This window comes from Hallerella succinigenes, from assembly GCF_002797675.1.
Lineage (GTDB): Bacteria > Fibrobacterota > Fibrobacteria > Fibrobacterales > Fibrobacteraceae > Hallerella > Hallerella succinigenes.
In genome coordinates, this window is sequence record NZ_PGEX01000001.1 from 1,566,530 (window position 1) to 1,587,508 (window position 20,979).

The 20,979-nt window shown below is 49.8% G+C and carries 23 protein-coding genes and 4 tRNA genes; 21 read left to right on the forward strand and 6 right to left on the reverse strand.

Annotation, left to right across the window (positions count from 1 at the left end; genetic code table 11):
- Window positions 1–62 precede the first annotated feature (62 nt).
- The 4 genes from BGX16_RS14605 to BGX16_RS07085 are packed head-to-tail and all read left to right on the forward strand — an operon-like array spanning window position 63 to window position 2,247.
- Window positions 63–692 carry a hypothetical protein gene (locus BGX16_RS14605; RefSeq protein WP_157797923.1) on the forward strand — a complete coding sequence of 210 codons (630 nt, stop codon included), beginning with the start codon at window positions 63–65 and terminating at the stop codon, window positions 690–692.
- A gap of 11 nt (window positions 693–703) precedes the next feature.
- Window positions 704–1,078 (forward strand): co-chaperone GroES, encoded by a 375-nt coding sequence (locus tag BGX16_RS07075; RefSeq protein WP_100425419.1) that lies wholly within the window; start codon window positions 704–706, stop codon window positions 1,076–1,078.
- Complete coding sequence (locus BGX16_RS07080) at window positions 1,079–1,912, forward strand: hypothetical protein (protein ID WP_100425420.1); 834 nt, start codon at window positions 1,079–1,081, stop codon at window positions 1,910–1,912.
- Window positions 1,906–2,247, forward strand: a complete 342-nt coding sequence (locus BGX16_RS07085) for a DMT family protein (protein WP_100425421.1) — start codon at window positions 1,906–1,908, stop codon at window positions 2,245–2,247. Before BGX16_RS07080 ends, BGX16_RS07085 begins: the two co-directional genes overlap by 7 nt.
- Here the strand turns inward: BGX16_RS07085 and BGX16_RS07090 are convergent, their stop codons facing one another.
- A complete protein-coding gene (locus BGX16_RS07090) occupies window positions 2,248–3,729 on the reverse strand; it encodes a hypothetical protein (RefSeq protein ID WP_100425422.1) in 1,482 nt (493 codons plus the stop codon).
- A gap of 51 nt (window positions 3,730–3,780) precedes the next feature.
- Here BGX16_RS07090 and hemH point away from each other — a divergent pair, with 51 nt between their 5' ends.
- Together hemH and BGX16_RS07100 are read left to right on the forward strand one after the other, a co-directional pair.
- Entirely contained in the window at window positions 3,781–4,755 is a 975-nt protein-coding gene (gene hemH / locus BGX16_RS07095) for a ferrochelatase (RefSeq protein WP_100425423.1), read from the forward strand.
- A complete protein-coding gene (locus BGX16_RS07100; RefSeq protein WP_100425424.1) occupies window positions 4,752–5,840 on the forward strand; it encodes a BamA/TamA family outer membrane protein in 1,089 nt (362 codons plus the stop codon). The genes hemH and BGX16_RS07100 overlap by 4 nt, the downstream gene beginning before the upstream one ends.
- Before the next feature lie 83 nt (window positions 5,841–5,923).
- Here BGX16_RS07100 and BGX16_RS07105 read toward each other — a convergent pair whose 3' ends face one another.
- From BGX16_RS07105 to BGX16_RS07120, 4 genes are read right to left on the reverse strand one after another with little or no spacing between them, the layout of a single operon-like run.
- Window positions 5,924–6,316: an NADH-quinone oxidoreductase subunit A gene (locus tag BGX16_RS07105; RefSeq protein WP_100425425.1), complete on the reverse strand. Its 393-nt coding sequence runs from the start codon at window positions 6,314–6,316 to the stop codon at window positions 5,924–5,926.
- A gap of 17 nt (window positions 6,317–6,333) precedes the next feature.
- Entirely contained in the window at window positions 6,334–7,734 is a 1,401-nt protein-coding gene (locus BGX16_RS07110; protein ID WP_100425426.1) for a rhomboid family protein, read from the reverse strand.
- A 19-nt stretch (window positions 7,735–7,753) separates the two neighbouring features.
- Entirely contained in the window at window positions 7,754–8,863 is a 1,110-nt protein-coding gene (locus BGX16_RS07115; RefSeq protein WP_100425427.1) for a protein kinase domain-containing protein, read from the reverse strand.
- 13 nt (window positions 8,864–8,876) lie between these two features.
- The gene (locus BGX16_RS07120; protein ID WP_100426788.1) at window positions 8,877–9,704 is read right to left on the reverse strand and encodes an LOG family protein; all 828 of its coding nucleotides are present in this window, start codon (window positions 9,702–9,704) and stop codon (window positions 8,877–8,879) included.
- Window positions 9,705–9,809: 105 nt separating this feature from the next.
- Here BGX16_RS07120 and BGX16_RS07125 point away from each other — a divergent pair, with 105 nt between their 5' ends.
- On the forward strand, window positions 9,810–10,904 hold the full coding sequence (locus BGX16_RS07125) for a metallophosphoesterase (RefSeq protein ID WP_100425428.1): 1,095 nt from the start codon (window positions 9,810–9,812) through the stop codon (window positions 10,902–10,904).
- Window positions 10,905–10,925: 21 nt separating this feature from the next.
- Window positions 10,926–11,138 (forward strand): DUF6812 domain-containing protein, encoded by a 213-nt coding sequence (locus BGX16_RS07130; protein ID WP_100425429.1) that lies wholly within the window; start codon window positions 10,926–10,928, stop codon window positions 11,136–11,138.
- A gap of 55 nt (window positions 11,139–11,193) precedes the next feature.
- Here BGX16_RS07130 and BGX16_RS07135 read toward each other — a convergent pair whose 3' ends face one another.
- Window positions 11,194–11,619: an acyl-CoA thioesterase gene (locus tag BGX16_RS07135; RefSeq protein ID WP_100425430.1), complete on the reverse strand. Its 426-nt coding sequence runs from the start codon at window positions 11,617–11,619 to the stop codon at window positions 11,194–11,196.
- Window positions 11,620–11,859: 240 nt separating this feature from the next.
- Between BGX16_RS07135 and BGX16_RS07140 the strand changes: the two genes are divergently transcribed.
- The 13 genes from BGX16_RS07140 to rpoB all read left to right on the forward strand — a co-directional run bounded on the left by BGX16_RS07140 (window position 11,860) and on the right by rpoB (window position 20,978).
- Window positions 11,860–11,932 (forward strand) — tRNA-Thr (locus BGX16_RS07140).
- Between the two features lie 8 nt (window positions 11,933–11,940).
- Window positions 11,941–12,023: transfer RNA gene (locus tag BGX16_RS07145), tRNA-Tyr, on the forward strand.
- Window positions 12,024–12,069: 46 nt separating this feature from the next.
- Window positions 12,070–12,141, forward strand: a tRNA-Thr gene (locus tag BGX16_RS07150).
- 24 nt (window positions 12,142–12,165) lie between these two features.
- Window positions 12,166–13,350 carry an elongation factor Tu gene (tuf, locus tag BGX16_RS07155; RefSeq protein ID WP_100425431.1) on the forward strand — a complete coding sequence of 395 codons (1,185 nt, stop codon included), beginning with the start codon at window positions 12,166–12,168 and terminating at the stop codon, window positions 13,348–13,350.
- A 9-nt stretch (window positions 13,351–13,359) separates the two neighbouring features.
- Window positions 13,360–13,512 carry a 50S ribosomal protein L33 gene (gene rpmG / locus BGX16_RS07160; RefSeq protein WP_100425432.1) on the forward strand — a complete coding sequence of 51 codons (153 nt, stop codon included), beginning with the start codon at window positions 13,360–13,362 and terminating at the stop codon, window positions 13,510–13,512.
- 9 nt (window positions 13,513–13,521) lie between these two features.
- A tRNA-Trp gene (locus tag BGX16_RS07165) sits at window positions 13,522–13,594 on the forward strand.
- Window positions 13,595–13,619: 25 nt separating this feature from the next.
- A complete protein-coding gene (gene secE, locus BGX16_RS07170) occupies window positions 13,620–13,808 on the forward strand; it encodes a preprotein translocase subunit SecE (protein WP_100426789.1) in 189 nt (62 codons plus the stop codon).
- A gap of 3 nt (window positions 13,809–13,811) precedes the next feature.
- Window positions 13,812–14,354: a transcription termination/antitermination protein NusG gene (gene nusG / locus BGX16_RS07175; RefSeq protein ID WP_100425433.1), complete on the forward strand. Its 543-nt coding sequence runs from the start codon at window positions 13,812–13,814 to the stop codon at window positions 14,352–14,354.
- A gap of 27 nt (window positions 14,355–14,381) precedes the next feature.
- Window positions 14,382–14,807, forward strand: a complete 426-nt coding sequence (gene rplK, locus BGX16_RS07180) for a 50S ribosomal protein L11 (protein ID WP_100425434.1) — start codon at window positions 14,382–14,384, stop codon at window positions 14,805–14,807.
- Between the two features lie 38 nt (window positions 14,808–14,845).
- Complete coding sequence (rplA, locus tag BGX16_RS07185) at window positions 14,846–15,532, forward strand: 50S ribosomal protein L1 (protein ID WP_100425435.1); 687 nt, start codon at window positions 14,846–14,848, stop codon at window positions 15,530–15,532.
- Window positions 15,533–15,542: 10 nt separating this feature from the next.
- Window positions 15,543–16,058: a 50S ribosomal protein L10 gene (rplJ, locus tag BGX16_RS07190; RefSeq protein WP_100425436.1), complete on the forward strand. Its 516-nt coding sequence runs from the start codon at window positions 15,543–15,545 to the stop codon at window positions 16,056–16,058.
- Window positions 16,059–16,118: 60 nt separating this feature from the next.
- Complete coding sequence (gene rplL / locus BGX16_RS07195; RefSeq protein ID WP_100425437.1) at window positions 16,119–16,490, forward strand: 50S ribosomal protein L7/L12; 372 nt, start codon at window positions 16,119–16,121, stop codon at window positions 16,488–16,490.
- Window positions 16,491–16,595: 105 nt separating this feature from the next.
- Window positions 16,596–20,978, forward strand: a complete 4,383-nt coding sequence (rpoB, locus tag BGX16_RS07200) for a DNA-directed RNA polymerase subunit beta (RefSeq protein WP_100425438.1) — start codon at window positions 16,596–16,598, stop codon at window positions 20,976–20,978.
- Window position 20,979 lies beyond the last annotated feature (1 nt).

The following is a 20,979-nucleotide window of genomic DNA, read 5'->3' on the forward strand; positions in this document are numbered from 1 at the left end:
GTTGCATGCCGCGGTTCCGCCTGAATTGTGGAGACTTTGTGAAAAAATGCGATTGGAAATTTTTGACGCTTTCCGTTTTTATTTGGGTAGCTGTAAAAATCTTCCTCAAAATTCATACAAATGAAGAATTCTTTAGTAGCAGTTCGTTTTTTGCGTTACAGATTTTGCTGCGTCCACTCAAGTATCCGCTGATTTCTTTTGTGGGACATGTCGCTTTTTACGGAATCTTGCCCATTTTAGTTGCATTTACATTTAGAAATTTTGTAAAAGCATTCGTAAATCGTTCTGTGGGCTTCGCTCTGATTTTTGCCTTGCTGATGGTGTTTGCATTGGACAGTGAGAGCCGGCATTTGGCGAGTCTGATTCCGCTTTTGTTGCTGCCACTGGGCGAAGTGTTGAATTCATGGGAACTTAAAAAATATCAGATTTTTTCTCTAGTGGGAATTCAACTTTTGCTTTCACATTTTTATCTTCCGATCAATTCCGAAAATATCCTTTCGGAAATGGAAGCGGCAAATTGGACGGGTGAGGCGGCGCAACGCTACTTGATGAATTTTGGCGCATATATGAGCTTGGAATCTTACCTTCTGTGGCTAGGAATTTCTGTACTTGCGATTCTTGCTTGCTACGGGATTTTAAAAATCCAATCAAAACGGAAAATGAGATTTCCAGATGGCGGTGAACAATTCTAATTTTAAAGCATATGGATAAGAATGTGGAAAAAATTGTGATGATCGGGGACCGCATTTTGCTAAAGCCCCAAGAAGCCGCCTCGAAGACTGGAAGTGGACTTTATTTGCCGCCGGGAGTCCGTGAAAAGGACGCCGTTCACACGGGAACCGTGGTCAAAGTCGGCCCGGGCTATCCGATTCCGTCGAACGATCCGGATTCCTTTTTGAAGGAAGCTTCGGATCCGATCAATTATGTACCGCTTCAGGTGGAAGAGGGCGATCAGGCTCTTTATTTGCACGGAAACGCTTTTGAAATTGAAATCAACGGTGAACGTTATGAAGTCGTCGGTCAGAACGCGATTCTTTTGGTGATTCGTGATGACGGCCTTGCTGAACTTGGAGTGTAAATGAGACGTCAACCGGTCAAGATTCCCATAATTCTCGCGATTCTTTCGGCGCTCGTTCTTCCGATTGCGACGCTTGGATATGCGGGCTTGTATGCGATGGAATTTGCTGGTTTGCTTTCGATCTTTTCGACAGCCTCCATTTTACTCGATGTGTTCCTTGCGTTCCTCTTTTTGATTTTTACATGGGGGAACGTTTATCTGCTGCACGCCTTTTTACACACGCTGCCGGAACTGCCTGAAAAGCGCAAGATGTTTATCGTGTGGAAAGTCCTTGCGTTTGTAGCGGGTGCTTTAAGCCTTTTGACTCCGCTGTATTCCATTTTTCCGGATGCGTTCGGAATTTTGTTTGGCTGGTCGCTTGCGTACTCGATTGAATTTTTGGCGGGAATCATTTTCAGCTGCCTGCTGATGCGCTTTGCGCTGCGTGGGCGGAACTCGTTGATGTTTGCGATGGCTCTTGCTTTGGCGCTTAGCTATGCGTTCGATTTTAGCGGTTGTCGCGTTTTGCAGACGCAGATGGATCAGGAAATTGCGGCGGTGCAGACTTTAGACGAAGAGACTTCGGGCGAATGTCTGTTGCTTTCTCTGTGGGGACTTTCGCCTGTGGAATTTGAAACTTTGGACGAAGCTTCATTGGCAGACGTCCAAGAAATTTCGGTGGGTGTGCTGCTAGGAGCGGCGGTTCTTTTTGCGGGATTTGTGATTTTGCATTCCGCAGCGGCACTTGTCTTTTACGTCTTGGTGTCGCTTTATTTTGTACGTAAAAATGCGTATCGCCCGAATGTAAAATGGCGGCGTCATCGCCATTCAAAACAAGAAGTTCAAATATGTTGAAAGTTGCATTGATTACGGCAGGCCTGTTAGTCTGCTCGAATCTTTTTATGACATTTGCCTGGTATGGGCATCTTAAGTTTTTAAGCAATAAGCCTTGGATTATCGCAGCGATTGTCAGCTGGGGAATCGCTCTAATGGAGTATATGATTCAGGTGCCGGCAAACCGCTACGGTTATACCGCACTGAACGTGGTACAGCTCAAGGTAATTCAGGAAGTGGTTGCGCTGACCGTCTTTGCTCCTTTTGCGGTGTTCATGATGAATCAGCCGCTGAAGCTCGATTACTTGTGGTCTGCGCTTTGCTTGATCGGCGCCGTTTACTTTGCGTTCCGCTGATTACTGAATGCCTGTCGAAGCTTGGGCGATGGCCGCTTCGTACTGTTGCAGTTCCTTGCTGAACGAGCTCAGAGACTTATAGCGCTTTAAGATCAAATCCATGAAAATCTTGTACGGGCGCATCGGCAGGAACGGGTCGTTCTGATAGTCCGAACACTTGGTATAGAGCGCTTTTAAACTCTTGAGGCTTTGCACGGCTTGCGTGATGACGTCGTAAAGTTTTTCGTGGGCGTTCTGCAAACCGACTTTGTTCCGTTCGATGATTTCCGGATCGTTTGTCTGGATGATTTCGGACGGGAGCTTTGCATAGTCTTCGAAAACAGGGGCTAGGTTCGAAGAATTCGACTGGCTGTTCTGCATAATGCTCGAGGCACGCATGCCGTTGCGCTTTGCCTTGGAATCAATCGAAATTTTGCAGACGTCGCCGCCCATGTAGTTGCACTTGGCGCGGGTTTCCACATGGTGCAAGGCGTTCAACGGGTGGAAGTCTTCGTTTGTGCCGATGCGGGAAAGTGGCGCATACAGCGTAATCGGTTCGTTGAAAACCGTGATTGAATAACTAATGTATTCTTCACCGTTGATCGTGGTCGTCTTGTAGCGGTTGCCGTTCGAATTCTTAAAATGTTCGGCGGTCACCAAAAGATCCTGAGAAGTTTTTCGCAGGTTTTCCGGATCCGGTGCATAGGCGTTCAAGAACTCGTTTATGCCGTTGGCAAAACCCTTTGCGATGGCTTCGTTCGTGGTGCGTTTTCCCCAAAGATCTTCGGAAAGGAACAGCATATCGGCAACGCTTGTTTCGGAACGGCCCGCGAAGAAGGCTTGGGCGCGAGCCATCTTGGCAAGTCCACGCCAGCGGCGTGCCGAAATGTAAATGTTGCTGCGCTCGCATTCCGCAGCAATCGCCTTGAGAATGAAGAGACTGTCGTCAGAAATCGGAATTTTTTCAATTTCGCAGGCCCACTTCTCGACTTCGGCCTGGGAAATTTTCAGGTCTTCAGAAATACTGTAGTTTGACGGGTCGCCTGCGTCCGAAAGCAGATCCTTCAAAGCGCTGGGCGGAACGGTATCCGGGAAGGTGAGGACCAGGTGGATGCTGTCGGCAATGCCCGCTTGTGAAAGAGAAGAGTCGGGGCGCAGTCTTCCGGAGAGGATGATTTCGTTGGCGAGATTCTCGCCGATGACCGCGCTGATCGCGTTTGTCATCGGAGGAAATCCGCTGTCGAAGCTTGTAAAGATGGCGATGTTTGCGGGTTTTGTCGGCAGATTGAAACTGCGACAGCCGTAGGTCTGCACATCGAGATCCTTAAAGCCGGCGAGCATGTGTTGCAGCACGGAACGTTTGCCAGAGCCGGCTCGGCCGTACAGGTAGGTCGGCTGCCGAGTGAGAACGGCAAGGTAGAGCAAACGTAAAATGCTTTCACGTTCTACAAGTCCCTGTTCCGCCTCACTTAAAAGTTTCTGAATTCTCTCTGCAAGTGTCATATATGCTCCTTACGCCAATGGAAATATAGCCGATTTTTCTAAACTGATGTTATGTTCGATTCAATTCTGTTCGTGCAATTAGGTTCTCCGGAAGATGCTTCTCCGAAGAGCGTAGAAAAATATCTGGTGGAATTCTTGGGAGATCGCCACACGCTCGGAAATCCTCCGTTCTACTGGAATTGGCTTTTAAGGCATATTATTGCACCGAAGCGTTCTGTGAAAAGCGCGAAAAAGTACCAGGATTTGATCGATCGCGCCGGGGTGGGAGAAATGCCGCTCCTCTATTACACGCGCCTTTTTGTCAAGGGAATCGCTCAAGCGGTCGGTTCCCAAATTGCGGTGCGTTATGCGTTTGAATTCGGCGCAAAGCCTTCGATTGCAGATGCGTTGCAGGAACTTTCAGATCTCGGGAAAAAAGACATCCGGATCATTCCGCTTTATCCGCAGCGTTCCATGGTGACGACTGTTGCCGTGTATGATCTTGCCAAAGCGGCGTTTGAAAAATATCCCGAACTTCGCATGCACTTTATCGACGGTTTTCCGCAGAATGAAGTCTGGCTCGACGAAACCCTGCAAGAAATTTTGAAAGTCTGGGACAAAAAATGTCCGATTATTTTTTCGTTCCACGGTACGCCGCAGAATTGGGTCGCCTCTGGTGATCCGTACAGCTTAGACTGTGAAGCGGAAGTCGACTGGTTCCGTCGCAAGCTGACCGCGATGAATCCCGACGCTCGCATTTACATCACCTATCAGAGCCGGTTTGGTCCGGTTAAATGGCTTGGACCTTATTCCACAGCTCTTGCCGAGGAATTCGGCCAAAAGCATGAAGACTTGCTAGTCGTCTGCCCATCCTTTATGGTTGATAACTTGGAAACGATTTTTGAAATTGACGTCGAACTGAAAGACGTCTTTGAAAAAGCGGGCGGTAAAAGCTTCAAACGCGTTCCCTGCTTAAATGCAAATCCGCATTGGGTGGAACGCTTTGCCAAAGAAGTCGTTCGCGAAGATTTGAAAGGAGAACGATGAAGTATCGCCACGGACTGTTTTTATGCCTTTTGTTCGTGCTGCTTTTGCAGAAGGCGTTTGCGCAGGGGGATTCTACGGCGAAAGAGGACTTTCAACGTTTTGCAGCGCTGCCCGTGCTGGGCTATGCGGAAGAGACCGGTCTCAAGTACGGCGCCATGGTTCTGCTTTTTACGCGGCCCGATTTCCCGGGAGCGAACGCGACGTCTGTGGACTTTGCCGTGATGGGAACGACCGAGGGTCAGCTCGAGGTAAACCTTTCGCCGGATCTGTATCTGCTCGGTGGACTTTTGCATTCGGACGTTTCGTTCATCTATTGGAACTGGCGAGCAAAGTATTACGGCATTGGAAACGATCCGAACCGAGACGTCTATACGCGTTACGATATGGATCTCTTCAAGATGAGTGTTCCGGTAGATATTGCAGTGCTTCCGCCGCCCTTTGCGCGGTACCTCACTTTTGGCCCGTACTTTTACTTTGAAACGAATGATGTTTCTTTCCACAATGGAGATGTTTCAAGTCCGCGGAATTCTGCGGGGCTGCGGACCGGATTAGGTTATCAAGTGACGCTCGATATGCGGGATAATATCAACTGGCCGGTCTTCGGTGTATACGGTCAATTCCGTCAAATCTTTTACACCAAGGCTTTTGGCGGCGATTACGATTTCTTTGCTCAGGAAATCGATCTTAGATCTTATACCTATCTCTTTTGGGGAACTTCGGTTGCGGTAGGTGCCTATTACGACATTCGCAAGGGAGACGTACCGTTCGATATGCTCGCCACGTTGGACGGCATTAAAAGGTTCCGCGGTGTTGAACGGGGAATGTTCCTCGACCGTCAAAGTTTGACAGTGCAACTTGAATTCCGGAAGACTCTTTTTTGGCGCTTGGCGGGAACGATTTTCTTTGAAGCGGGTAAAGTCGGACCTTACTTTTCAAAGCTCGCCCGAAACGATTGGCATTACGCTCCGGGCTTTGGGGGAAGGCTTTTGCTGAACAAGTCCGAAAAGACTTATGTCCGTTGTGACTTCTCGCTTGTCGACGGGAAACATCTCGGGCTCACGATCTACCTCCGAGAAGCTTTCTAGAATTCGAAAATGTTTTACATCTGATTTGGGTACAAAAAAAGCGCCGCGGATTGCGACGCTTTTGAAACTTTGAAGGCTCTAACTTAGTCGGACAACTTGTTCCAGTCGAGAACACCCTTGCGGTAGAGATAGAGGTAACCGCTTTCGAGGATGAGCAAGAAGGCGAGGAGCACGGCAAGCAAGCTCCACGGGCTCGAAAGGAAAACGACAGCGAGCGGGTAGAGGAATGCCACTTCGATATCGAATACGAGGAAGAGCATGGCGACCATATAGTACTTGATCGGATAGCGCTCGTTTGCCGTTCCGGCGACGTGTGCAAGACCGCATTCATAAGCGGTACCCTTGATTTCCGTATTCTTGATTTTACCCGGATGGAGAACCCAGTTCGAAAAGAGGAGGAGCAGAGGGACTGCCACAGCCAAGACGACGAGAATCGTCAGGGCAAAAGTCGAATCAAAAATTTCAACGTTACTCATAGTAATCCTTAAAATAGCTATTTCGCGAGCAGTTTGCGAGCTTCTGCCGCCAAAATGTCGTCCGAGTCCATTTGAATGACCTTTTCGAGCTCTTCTCGACCTTTATCTTCCTCTAAGTGTTCCCTGAGGCGGAGGTCGGCGGCACAAAAAAGTCCACGGCGTCGGTTTTTCGTGTTCTGTTCAATGGAAGCGCCTTTTTCGTAAAGGTCGATCGCGATTCGGGGTAATTTCTTTTTGGCGGCTTCGGCTCCCCAAGACATCCACATCAACCCCGGCATCGTGAAGAAGAAATGCGGATAGAGCATCGACTCTACCGTTTTTTCAATGGTTGGAATGTCGAGCGGATTTTCACGCAGAAGCTGTATAAAGGACTTGGAAAGGATTAGGCTTGCGTGTTCGTATTCCGCTTTATTCGCAAGGTCTAACGCCTCCTTTAGATCCTCACGCGTGCGAACCTTGGGGTTCACTGTCACTTCTTCTATGACGACGGACTTTTTGGATTTTACGCTGCCGCCGGTCAGGCGAGGAACCTTGAATCCGAGGAACGCTCCGATGCCGAAGAATGCAATTTCGAGAATTGCCACCCAGCCGTAAAGGTTCGGGTTTGCGTTCCAGTTCGTCAGAACGTCTACGGCAAGAGTCAGAATGGCTCCCGCAGTCGAAAGTTTTGAAACGTCATTCTTCGGACCGAATGCTGCAATTCCCAAAAGCATCGCCATCGAAAGGCTCATGCCCATGTACGGCATGTACGCATAACGATCGAAGTACGAAAGGGAAAGCGTTCCCATAAAAACAAATCCTCCAAAGATCGTTCCTACGGCAAAGAAAAGGCTCGACTGCAAATATCCCCAGCGCTTTTCAAGAACCTTCATTGCAAATAAAAATCCCACCGCAAAAACTAGGAACGAAAGCGCTCCCGGGAATAAGAACCAGCAGGTGAACAAGGCCGTAATGCTTGAATCTTCAGGGATAAAGAACAGCTGATATTCCGGAATGGTTTTCGTGTAGCCCTGGATGTAACGTTTGAGCTCTTGCTTGTAAAGCTTTTCGTCGGGAGCGACTTCGTTTACCGCGTAAGACTTTTTACCGGTCGTTTCCCACCAAGCCTGAAAATCTTCCTTCATCTGCGCAATACGCTTTTCGGGGATGAACGTCGGATTTCTTGCCCGGAACTTTTTTAGATGTGCATCGAGTTCTTCGTTGTAAATCTTTTCGGTCGGTTCGACTCCCACGTCTTTAAACCTTTGCGCGCCTTCGCTTTCCCAGTAATTGTCAAAGTCGGCGACAGCCGCACGTTCGCGCGACCATTCGGCGATTTCCGGAGCAAATTGAATCTTTAGATTCAGCATTCCCAGAACAAGAACGAATAGAATGCAAATCGTCAAAGGCGACTTGCAATAAGCCAGAAAACGAGCCATGAAAATCCCTCGAAAGTGATTACCGTTTTGTTTCGCCGCGGTATTCCCGCAGCTGATTCCACAAGAAGTCTGTATTGACATCGCGGTAGCCGAGTGCGTTCACGCGTTCGCGCAACTTATGTGCGATGTTGAAAAGGTTTTCGCTTTTCTGCATACGTTCAATGCTGTCGAAGGTGGTGAGCTGGTCAATCCAGTCGTGAATCTCCGGGAAGCGGTCGTCGAAGAACGTATTCTGTCTACCTGTGCGCAGGTATTCCAGATAGCGTTCCGTGATGTGATAGTGGTCTTCGGTGAAAATTTTGATCGTATCCGGGAATGGATTTTTGCCGGTCAAAAATTCGTGCATGATGATGCCGAAGCTAAAATAGTCCACGGAGCTGGAAAGGTTTTCACCCATCACGGCCTGTTCCGGGGCGCTGTAAGCAGGGGTCATTTGGCCACCGTATTCCGTAACGCTTTCACGCAGTTTCGCCTGGGCGTAGCCGAAGTCGCAGATTAGAATCTTATGATTGTTGATATGCGTAGGATCTTGGCACAAGAGAAGATTCTTAGGCTTCAAATCCTTGTGGACGATTTGATAGTAGTGCAGCTGACTGATTGTGTTTGCAAGATAAGCGATCTGTGCCACGCGTGGAATGATTTCATCTTTTGAAATTTCCGTCTTGAACATTTTGTCGAGGGAGCAACCTTTAATCAGCTCCATCTTCAAGTAGGGAAGTCGACCGGCAATACCGCCGCCCAGACTTTGGACGACGCCTTCCACGTTCGTTGCACGAATCAGATTGTTGATGCGAATTTCATCTTCGAACGAACTGATGATCATGTTCAGACGATGCAAACGGTTCGATCCAGGAGGCACGTAATATTTGCAGAATTTTACGACAATATTGCGTTCGCCATGGCGTTCGTCGTCGCCCGGACGTTCAATCCAATAGCTGGCACGGAACAGGTCGTTGGTGCCGTCCAAGGTCAAACGGTCGAGCAACTGAATGCGTTCCACAGCTCCGCTATGCAAGTAGACGGGGTTGTGGTCGAGCCACCACTGGTAATCGTCTAAGGTGTAATGTTCGCGAACAGCGAGCTTTCTCGATAGACGGTCGAAAAATTCTGCAAATCGATTTTCAATCACGCGTGCAATTTAGCTATTTGTGGTACCCGAAGTAATGGACTCCGGTTTTAGTTTGGAGCTTATTCTGTTTTTCTAACATCTGTGTCACATAAGTGTATGCGTCGCCGATGTCACTTGTCATGTGGAAAATCTTCAGGTCCTCTGCGTTGATCATTCCGGTGTCGACCAGGAATTCCCAGTTGATGAGATTTTTCCAGTATTCTTCGCCGAACAGCACGACCGGGATTTTGTTGTGCAACTTGTTCGTCTGAATCAAGGTCAGCGTTTCGAAAAGCTCGTCCAAAGTGCCAAAGCCTCCCGGGAACACGATCAGGGCGCGGGCCTTGAACATGAACCAGAACTTGCGAATGAAGAAGTAGCGGAACTGCAGGTTCAATTCCGGATCGATGTACGGATTCGGATGCTGTTCAAACGGTAGCTTGATGTTAAAGCCGATAGACGGAACGCCTGCGTCATGGGCTCCGCGGTTACCCGCTTCCATAATGCCTGGACCGCCACCTGTGCATATCGCAAAGCAGTCGTCTTTGTGTTTCTTGATCCAGTTGCCAAAGAGCCTGCCGAGAACGTGTGCTGCGTCGTAGTATTCCGCCACCTTGGAAAGTCTTTCCAAGCGCTTGAGTTCTTTCGGGTCTTTTGCTGCTTTGAGTTTCTTCTTCAAGTCCTTCGCGCCGATTGTTCTTGCGGAACCGAACATCGTAATCGTGTTTCGGACGTTGCATTCGTCCAAGACAACTCCCGGAGCGCGAAATTCCGAGAGAATGCGGACTTGGCGACCTGCATCGCTTTCGAGGAACTTAGTATTCAAATAAGAGAGCAGAGGTTCTTGTTTCTTGGAAACCATAAAAAACTCCTTGTTTATCTTATTTTCAAAATACACCAAAAACGCATATGGGAAGCTTTTTTTTTGAATGCAAGTTTTTAAATTGTTGTCTTCTAGGGACTCGTGATGATATTCTTCTTTATTTTTCTGCTCCTCGCCTTGTATCTTTTTTTCCATTTTAGAACGGTCATTCCGGGAGTGCGCGGAACGCTCTTTTCTGCGGCAATCATCCTCGTTTTTGCGGGGGGATTCTTTGCTCGAGGCTTTTTGGCAGGAGTTCTTGTCGAAGCTTTTTTCACGGTCTGGCTTTGCGAAGCGGCTTTGGTCTTTGTTTTTTGGGACTTCTTCCGGCTTGTGCGAAGGGTGGTGGTTCGAAAACCTTTCGAATCGGTGAAGCTTTTACGGGGACATCGGATTGCTTTTGGCATCGGATTTTTGATGGCGATGCTTTTCTTCTTGATCGGCGTCCCGATGAATTTTCATTATCAGATCCGAAATGCGACAGTTTCGCATGCGTCTGTGAAAACACCTTTTACCGCAGTATTCTTCACCGATCTGCATGTGGATCCTCTCTTTTCAAAACAAAAGCTCGTCCGTTTTGCAGCAGAGCTTGATAGCATCGCACCGGATTTTCTCCTCTTTGGCGGGGATCTCGCTGACGTGGACGATAAAACGCTTTCCGTCATAGGATACGATTCTCTCTTTGGACGTTTGACCCGGACCGCAAAAGTCGCAGCGATCGGCATCAATGGAAATCACGAAGCCTATGCGGAACGCGAAGGCTCGGAACCGGAAAACTGGATGCGGAAAAATGGAATGCTCGTACTGGACGACTCCACGATCTGCACGCCGCTCGCATGCTTTACCGGCAGAACGGATTTTCAGATGGCGCGTGTTCGCGATGTCGTTCGCCGTCCGCTCGCGGAGCTTCTCCCTCAAGACTCTTCAAAGATTTGGATTCTTCTCGATCATCAGCCGAAAGGTATTGAAAAGGAACATGCAGGCCGTTTACCGGCGCTCGCCCTTTCCGGACATACGCATAACGGACAGTTCTTTCCGGTGACTGTTCTGATAGGGCTTTTTTGGCGCCTGTCGAATGGAGAAGGAATTTTGGACGGAGTCCCATGGATCGTTTCTTCGGGAATCGACTCGTGGGGTCCTCCGGTCCGCATCGGCAGTCGAACGGACATCTGGGTGATTCATTTTGAACCGAATCGTTAGAACCCTTATTATATTTAGACTATGCTAGTTAAAATTTGGACCGATACATTTATCATTACGGGAGAAATCGATACGATGCGTGACGAACGCCTCACCGATTATGTCCGTGAAAACAAAGAATTCATCGCCGTGACCCAGGTGAACGTGACGGATCGCGAAGGCAAGGACCTTTTCCGCACGCACTTCTTGAACGTGAGTACGAGTCACATTGAAATCATCCTGCCTGCTGAATAACTGCCCCTGTGGACGATATCCTCTGTATGGGGGTTAATTTATATGCTACAAGGGGTTAGACCGCGTCGCTAAAGAAGGCTTTCAAAAAGGCTTCCGGAGCGCGGCGGCAAGGTTTGTCGTGCATCGTAAAGATGTGTGTCGTTTTTCCTGTCGTGCGCAGTTCGCCGTTCACACGTATTTCATAAAAGAATGCGAAACGCAGACGGTCTACCTGCGCAAGTTTCAAATGCACATCGACAACTTCCCCGTAGCGACAGGGCTTCATAAATTGTGATTCTATCGAAAGGAGCGGACTGTGATAGCCCTCTGCTTCAAAGGCGTCAAACGGGACGCCGTTGTTTCTAAAGATTTCTGTGCGAGCCTGTTCGAACCAGATGGCGTAGACAGAATGGTGGACGATTGCCATCGCATCGGTTTCTGCGTAGCGGACTTCAATGTGGGCGGTGTGTTCAATGGGGCTGTATTTCATTTCTTGATTCATACGATCAAAACTACATAATTTGTTGATTTGTTTGGCTTTAGGTAAGATTTCTTATCTATCCACATTAAACAACGTTCTATTTACAATCTGTCCACATTTTTCTGCAAAAAAGAGGACGAAAATCAGGAAAAAAATATTTTTTTCAATGAAGTTTGGGTTTTTTCCTTGACAAAAATCAAGAATCCATCTAGATTTGCCGCACTCTGAGTTTGACTTTTCGAGGCCAAACGAAGAGAACTTGCCAAAGTAGCTCAGCTGGTAGAGCAGCTGATTTGTAATCAGCCGGTCGTAGGTTCGATTCCTATCTTTGGCTTGAGAAAAGGGTCGTTGCCCGAGTGGTTAAAGGGGACGGACTGTAAATCCGTTGACTTACGTCTACCGTGGTTCGAAACCACGACGGCCCACGCGAAATAGCTCCCCCCGTTGCGAATGTAACGGGGGGAGATTAATGCCCAGGTAGCTCAGTGGTAGAGCACTTCCTTGGTAAGGAAGAGGTCTCGAGTTCAAATCCCGATCTGGGCTCTATATAATTCGGAGGCTATAATTATGGCAAAAGAACATTTTGAAAGAACCAAGCCGCATTGCAACATTGGCACAATCGGCCACGTTGACCACGGTAAGACGACCCTGACGGCCGCAATTTGCACGACTCTCGCTGCAAAGGGCCTCGCTGCTGCAAAGAAGTTCGATGAAATCGACAATGCACCGGAAGAAAAGGCTCGTGGTATCACGATCAATACCTCCCACGTGGAATATCAGACTGCAAACCGTCACTACGCACACGTCGACTGCCCGGGGCACGCCGACTACGTCAAGAACATGGTGACCGGTGCCGCCCAGATGGACGGCGCAATCCTCGTCGTCGCGGCGACTGACGGCCCGATGCCGCAGACCCGCGAACACATCCTTCTCGCCCACCAGGTCGGCGTTCCTAAGATCGTCGTGTTCCTGAACAAGTGCGACATGGTCGACGATCCGGAACTCCTCGAACTCGTCGAAGAAGAAGTCCGCGACCTCCTCAAGCAGTACGGCTACGACGGCGACAACACCCCGATCGTCCGCGGCTCCGCGCTCAAGGCCCTCGAAGGCGACGCAGAATACCAGGAAAAGATCATGGAACTCATGGCTGCTGTCGACGAATACATCCCGCAGCCGGCACGCGAAACCGAAAAGCCGTTCCTCATGCCGATCGAAGACGTGTTCACGATCACCGGTCGCGGCACCGTCGCGACGGGCCGTATCGAACGCGGCATCGTCCGTCTCAACGACAAGGTCGAACGCATCGGTCTCGGCGAAACCACCGAATACGTCGTCACGGGCGTGGAAATGTTCCGCAAGCTCCTCGACGACGCCCAGGCAGGCGACAATGTCGGCCTCCTCCTCCGCGGCGCAGAAAAGAAGGACATCATCCGCGGCATGGTTCTCGCCGCTCCGAAGTCCGTCACCCCGCACGCCCACTTCAAGGGCCAGATCTACGTTCTCAAGAAGGAAGAAGGTGGCCGTCATACTCCGTTCATGAACGGCTATCGTCCGCAGTTCTACTTCCGCACGACCGACGTTACCGGTACGATCAAGCTTCCGGAAGGCATCGAAATGGTGACTCCGGGCGACACCGTCACGATCGACGTCGAACTCATCGCACCTGTTGCTATGGAACAGCAGCTCCGCTTCGCAATCCGCGAAGGTGGCCGTACGGTCGGTGCTGGTTCCGTCACTGAAATCATCAAGTAAGGAATAACAATGGCACGAGAACTCATTACGCTTGAATGCACTGTTTGCCATCAGCGTAACTATGATTGCGACAAGAATAAGCGCCTTCATCCTTCCCGCGTGGAATACAAGAAGTACTGCCCGTTCTGCCGCAAGCATACAGTTCATAAGGAAACCAAGTAAGGTGGTTTTAGGTCGGTAGCTCAATTGGTAGAGTCACGGTCTCCAAAACCGTTGGTTGGGGGTTCGAGTCCCTCCCGACCTGCTTCCTTTCTTCCGGAGTCATGATTATGCAAAAGATTCAGCAATACATCAAAGAAGTTATCCAAGAAATGAAGAAGGTCACCTGGCCGACTTGGGAAGAGCTGAAAGGTTCGACTTTGGTTGTAATGCTCTTCAGCGTTATCATGGGTTGCTATATTGCTGCGATTGATTTGGGTCTTTCCTTCATCGTTGACAAACTGTTAGGACGTGGGTAAATCATGGCTATGTTGTGGTATGCTGTCCATACGTTTTCCGGTCAGGAAAGCACAATCAAGAAGAATATTGAAATGTTGATTGAACGCGAAGGCGTTCAAGAAAAGTTTGGTCGCATTCTCATCCCCGAGAAAGTGACAGTCGTAAACGTCCGAGGAAAGCGCAAGAACGTCGTTTCTAAGCTTTTCCCGGCGTATTTGATTATAGAGATGGAGCTGGACGAGCTCACCCAGCACCTGGTAACATCCGTTCAGGGCGTTACCCATTTCGGAGGAACTAGTCGCGTTAACAAGACGCCGATTCCTCTTCGTCAGAGCGAGGTCGATAGACTGCTCGGTGTCGAATCTCAAGATGCCGAACAGGATGTGATCCAGAATCCGTATATTGTCGGTGATCATGTTTCCATCAAGGATGGCCCATTCCAGGGATTTGATGGTACGGTTGAAGAAATCCTCACGGAGAAGAACAAACTTCGCGTAACGGTTTCTGTGTTTGGCCGTGCTACTCCCGTCGAACTTGGCTTTAACCAGGTGGAATCAATATCGTAATATTGGGTTCTGAAACGGAGAAATACAGTGGCAAAGAAAATTGCAGGTTATATTAAGCTTCAGATCCCCGGCGGGGCTGCAAACCCGTCTCCTCCGGTAGGTCCTGCTTTGGGTCAGAAGGGTGTGAACATCATGCAGTTCTGCAAGGCGTTCAATGCTCAGACTCAGAATGAAAAGGGAATGATCATCCCGGTCGTCATTACTGTTTATGCCGATAAGAGCTTTACCTTCATCACGAAGGTACCTCCTGTTCCTGTCCTCGTCAAGAAGGCAGCTGGCATTGACAAGGCTTCCGGTGAACCGAACCGTAAGAAGGTCGGTAAGATCACCAAGGCACAAGTCAAGGAAATCGCTGAAAAGAAGATGCCGGACTTGAACACAATCGACATTGAAGCCGCAATGCGCATGGTTGCGGGCACCGCACGCTCTATGGGCGTCGATGTTGTCGACTAATCAGGCAGACCTTAACCCTATTTCTGACAGGAAACACCATGTTCAGAGGAAAGAAGTATAAGAAAGTAGCTGAAGCTTACGATCGTACCAAGTCGTACGGTCTCGAGCAGGCGCTCGAAATTCTTAAAAAATCCGAGGTTAAGTTCGACCAGACTGTCGAGCTTCATTTCAATCTCGGTGTTGATCCCAAAAACTCCGATCAAGCTGTCCGTGGCACGGTTGTGCTTCCGAACGGTACCGGTCGTCAGGTTCGCGTTCTTGTGTTCTGCAAGGATAATAACTATCAGGCAGCACAGGATGCAGGCGCTGATTACGTCGGTGGCGCAGACTTGGTCCAGAAAATCCAGGAAGGCTGGCTCGAATTTGATGCAGTCGTTGCTACTCCCGACATGATGCCGGTGATTAGTAAGGTTGCTCGCGTGCTCGGTCCTCGTGGACTTATGCCGAGCCCGAAGTCCGGCACGGTGACGGTTAACGTCGCTCAGACCGTGAAGGAACTCAAGGCTGGTAAGATTCAGTACCGCGTCGACAAGGGCGCTAATGTCCATGCTCCGGTCGGTAAGCTCTCCTTTACGGCAGAACAGCTTATTGAAAACGTGAAGGCTGTGATTGATTCTGTGATCAAGAACAAGCCGCAGACCGCAAAGGGCACATATATCAAGTCCTTGTTCCTCACGGCAACTATGACCCCGAGCCTCAAGCTCGATATGAGCCTCACTCGATAGGAGATAAACAATGAAAGCTGTAGTTAAAAAACAACAGAAAGTTGACTCTCTTGTCAAGAAGTTTGAAGGCGCTGCTTCGATCTATCTTCTCAACTACGAAAAGATTCCGGTCGAACTCGACAACAAGCTCCGTATGAGTCTCAAGTCTAAGGGTGTCGTTTACACTGCTGTGAAGAATACCCTCTTGAAGAAGGTTCTCGAGAAGATGAACATCTCGGGTCTCGACGAAGCCCTTAAGGGTGCAACCTCCATCATGATTGGCCCGGAAGACGATCCGATTCTCCCGGCACGTGAAATCGAAGCTTTCCATAAGGAAAATCCGGATTTCCTCGTTGCAAAGAGCCTCTATGTGGAAGGTAAGGTCAGACCGGGTTCTGATATTGTTGCTCTCTCCAAGATTCCGGACCGCGCAGGCATGCTTGCCCAGTTGGTCACGATTATTCTTGGACCGGGTTCCACTATCGCGGGCCAGATCAAGTCTCTCACGGAAAAACTGGAAAAGGAAGAGGCTGGAGCAACCGCCTAATTCCTCAACACAACCATTCACAAACAACTTTTCAAAACGGAATAATTGGAGAAAAACATCATGGCAACAGATATCAAGGCTATTGGTGATCAAATCGCGGGTCTCACCCTTCTCGAAGCTAAGCAATTGGCTGACTACCTCAAGGAAGCTCACGGCATTGAAGCCGCTGCTGGTGGCGTTGTTGTCGCTGCAGCTGCTGCTGGTGCTGCCGCTGAAGAAAAGAGCGAATTCGACGTCGTTCTCGCTGAATGCGGTGCTAACAAGATGGCTGTCCTCAAGGCTGTTCGCGCAATCACTGGCCTTGGCTTGAAGGAAGCTAAGGAAATGGTCGAAAAGGCCGATAGCGTTGTGAAGGAAGCAGCCCCGAAGGCTGATGCCGAAAAGATTAAGAAGGAACTCGAAGATCTTGGTGCCAAGGTCGTTCTGAAGTAATGCCTTCTATTCGTTAATTCGAATACGCCAAAACGCCTGCACAATCGTGTGGGCTTTTGGTGTTTTTCCCGTGCTCAAGGTTTTTTCACTGGATGAGGTTTCTAAATGACGGAGCGAAAGAATTATTCCTCCAATAAGTTCCAGTTGGAACTTCCGTATTTGGTCGAAGTGCAAAAAGCTTCTTATGACCACTTCCTCCAAAAAGGCGTTCCTCAAGAGAAGCGTCTCAAAGTAGGTCTGGAACGCGTTTTCCAAGACATTTTCCCCATCACAGATATGAAGAAGCTCTTCGCGCTCAAGTACGAAGGCTACTTCTTCGGTATTCCCAAGTATAGCCTTCGCGAATGCCGTGAACGCGGGCTTACGCATTCTATTCCTCTGCATGCAAACCTCTCTCTTCAGGTTTTTGAAGAAGATGGCGAAGATCGCAAGCTGAAGGAAGAAATTAAGAATGACGTGATGATCTGCGATCTGCCGATCATGACGGATAATGGTACGTTCATTATCAACGGTGCCGAACGCGTTGTCGTTTCTCAGTTGCATCGTTCTCCTGGTGTGAGTTTCGACGAAGAACTCCTTCCGAACGGTCGCTCTAACTTCAAGAGCCGTATCATTCCGCATCGCGGGGCTTGGCTTGAATTCAATACGGACGGTGACATTCTCTATTTGATCATCGACCGTAAGAAGAAGATTCCGGCTACGGCTCTTCTCCGCTGCATTGGTTTTGAAACGACTGCGGATATTATCAAGCTGTTCTATAAGAATATCGAAGACGTTACCCTCAACGTGGGTGACATGGAACAGTACTACGGTCGCATCGTCGCCGCTGACGTGATTGATACGTCTTCGGGCGAAGTCATCCTCGACGCGAACCGCGTTTTCGATGACAAGTGCGCCGCACGTTTGACGGAAAGCGGAGTCTTCGAACTCTCCTTCATCGCTGAAAACGAAGAAAACCTCCTTATCCACAACACCCTCCTTGCCGATAAGTGCAAGACGAAGGAAGACGCTTTGAAGCTCATCTACTTCGTGATGCACCAGTCTCAGGAAGAAGCTCCGAACCTTGCAACCGCTCAGATTGCCTTTGAAAGCACCTTCCTTGACGATCCGCGCAAGTATGATCTCGGTGAAGTGGGGCGCTACCGTTTGAATGCCAAGGTTTATACCCCGGCAATCGAAAAGCTTTTGGCAGAAATCGGTCTCTCTAAGCCAGCTCTCAACACGATGACGATGACCGAAGCCGACTTCCTCGGCATCATCGAATACATGGTCGGTCTCTACTGCGACGCCGACGGTTACGTCCTTGACGATATCGACCACTTGGGCAACCGTCGTACCCGTTCCGTTGGTGAACTCGTCGCAAACCAGCTCTCTGTGGGACTTTCCCGCATGAGTCGCGTCATTCGTGAAAACTTTACTTCCGGTGACAACGAAACTCCGACTCCGCGTGACTTGGTGAACACTCGCACGGTGAACTCCGTCGTCCAGGCGTTCTTCAGCTCGAGCCAGCTTTCTCAGTTCATGGATCAGATGAACCCGCTGTCCGAACTTACGCACAAGCGTCGTCTTTCCGCTCTCGGTCCGGGTGGTCTTTCCCGTGAACGCGCAGGCTTCGAAGTCCGTGACGTCCACTACACGCACTATGGCCGCCTCTGCCCGATCGAAACTCCGGAAGGTCCGAACATCGGTCTTATCAACTCTCTTGCCACGTTTGCTGTGGTGAACCACTTCGGCTTCATTGAAACTCCGTACCGCGTTGTCGGTCTTCAGGAATTCAAGGATGCTTCGGGCAAGCCTCTCTATTTCCCGGAAGAAAAGTGGCACTTTGGTCTTTACAAGGGCTTTGTCCGCGAACCGCGTTTGTTCGTGCAGCTTGAACTCGGCGCCAAGGATATCAAGGCTGTCCGTTCGAACCTTGACAACAACCAGCGCATTCTCTTTGACTCCTTCGTGAATAAGGTGTTCGAATTCAAGAAGGCGGATGGCTCTAGCCTCTTCGTCCGTAACGGTAACCCGCTCGAATCTTTCTCGGGCAAGGCTGATTACGTTCAGCAGTCCTCGACGGTTTACGACGTGGTTTCTTCCTTCGTCGTGTACCTCACGGCTGATGAAGAAGACGCTTTCAACATTGCTCCGGCAAACACGATCCTGAAAGCTGCCGCTTTCGACCCGCTGTTTGAAGGTGAGCTTGCGAAGGCATCTTCCGAAGCTGAAAAGGCTGACATTTTGGATCGTCACCAGTTGACCGCTTTTGCGGAAGACTTCGTGATGGTGCGTGAAAAGGATGAATATCCGCTCAAGCCGCGCTTGATCGCCGGTGGTGAATTCGACGAATCCGACCGTTTTGAAAAGGGTGTCGTTCCGACGTTTGATGCGAACTCGGACGATTTCGACGAAGATGCGCTTGAAGGTCGTATTCAGTTGATGGACGTTTCTCCGCAACAGATTATCTCGGTCGCTGCAGGCCTTATCCCGTTCCTCGAACACGATGACGCTAACCGCGCTTTGATGGGATCTAACATGCAACGCCAGGCTGTGCCTCTGCTCCGCTCGGAAGCTCCGGTTGTCGGTACGGGTCTTGAACGCCGTGCGGCTCTCGACTCGGGTACCGTTGTCCGTGCTAAGCATGAAGGTCGCGTGAGCTTTGTCGACGCCATGACGGTTGTCGTGGAACGAGGTACTTTGGATGCAGCCGGTGAATTCCATGCTTTGGAAGGCCTCGGCGAAAACTTCGAATTCCTCGATCATGAACCGGTTGACGAATACATTCTCCGTAAATTTGAACGTTCCAACCAGGATTCCTGCATTAACCAGAAACCGGTTGTGAATGTGGGCGATTACGTGAAGAAGGGTGACGTCCTCGCTGATGGCGCTTCTACGGATCACGGCGAACTCGCTCTTGGTAAAAACATTCTTATTGCGTTCATTCCTTGGAATGGTTATAACTACGAAGACGCTGTTATCGTCTCCGAAGAACTCGCCATCAAGGATGCGTTCACCTCTATCCACGTTGAAGAATACGAAGTGGAAGTGCGCGAAACGAAGCGCGGTCCGGAAGAACTCACCCGTGAAATTCCAAACGTCGGTGAAGACGCTCTGAAAAACCTCGACGAACGCGGCATTATCCGTGTCGGTGCTGAAGTCCATGCGGACGACATTCTCGTCGGTAAGGTTACCCCGAAGGGTGAAACGGAACTCTCTCCGGAAGAAAGACTTCTCCGCGCTATCTTCGGCGAAAAGGCCGGCGATGTGCGAGATACCTCTCTCGTTGCTCCTCCGGGCATGCACGGTATCGTTCTCGAAACCCGCGTGTTCAGCCGTAAGGACCACAACGACAAGAAGAGCCGTGCTGAAGATCAGGAACGTATCAACGAAATCAAGGAAAAGTTCCAGGCTGATATCGACAAGATTAAGACGACTTGCGCTAATGCGATGGTCGAAATGCTCGTCGGCAAGGTCTCTGGCAATATCATCGATTTCGATACTCACGAAGTTCGCATTCCGGACGGTTCTACCGTTTCCGAAAAGATGCTTCGCACGATTGATCTTTTGACTCTTGCTCCGTCTTCTACCTTCGCTCGCGATGACGCGGAAGCTCAGGAAAAGGCATCTAGCCTTCTCTCCGTGGCTCGCGAATCGATCGATCGCTTGACCCGCACGATGGAAAAGGAAATCGATAAGGTTACGAAGGGTGACGAACTCAAGCCGGGCGTTCTCCAGACTGTTAAGGTTTACATCGCCAAGAAGAAGAAGCTTCAGGTCGGTGACAAGATGGCTGGTCGTCACGGTAACAAGGGTTGCGTATCCAAAATCGTTCCGGTCGAAGACATGCCGTTCACCGAAGATGGCCGCCCGATTCAGATCCTTTTGAACCCGCTGGGCGTTCCGTCTCGTATGAACGTCGGTCAGGTGCTTGAAGTTCACTTGGGCTGGGCTGCTAAGGTCCTCGGCATGAAGATTGCCACCCCGGTGTTCGACGGTGCTTCCTTCGAAGACATCGTGGACGAACTGGAAAAGGCTTACCAGAAGATGCCGGTTGTTTCTTATAAGATGGATCCGGATCACGGTCAGATTATCGGTAAGGCAAAGCTTTACGATGGCCGCACCGGCGAAGCCTTCTTGAACCCGGTCACGATCGGTTACATGTATTATCTCAAGCTCGGTCACTTGGTCGAAGACAAGATCCACGCACGTTCGATCGGTTCTTACGCTCTCGTGACGCAGCAGCCGCTCGGCGGTAAGAGCCAGTTCGGTGGCCAGCGCTTCGGTGAAATGGAAGTCTGGGCTCTCGAAGCTTACGGTGCTGCTTACACGCTCCAGGAACTCTTGACGGTGAAGTCCGACGATGTGATGGGTCGTTCCAGAATCTACGACGCTATCGTCCACGGCAAGAATACTCCGGAACCGGGCATTCCTGAATCCTTCAATGTTATGATTCGTGAAGTGCGTTCGCTCTGCCTCGATATCAAGACTAATGGAGAAAAGTAAT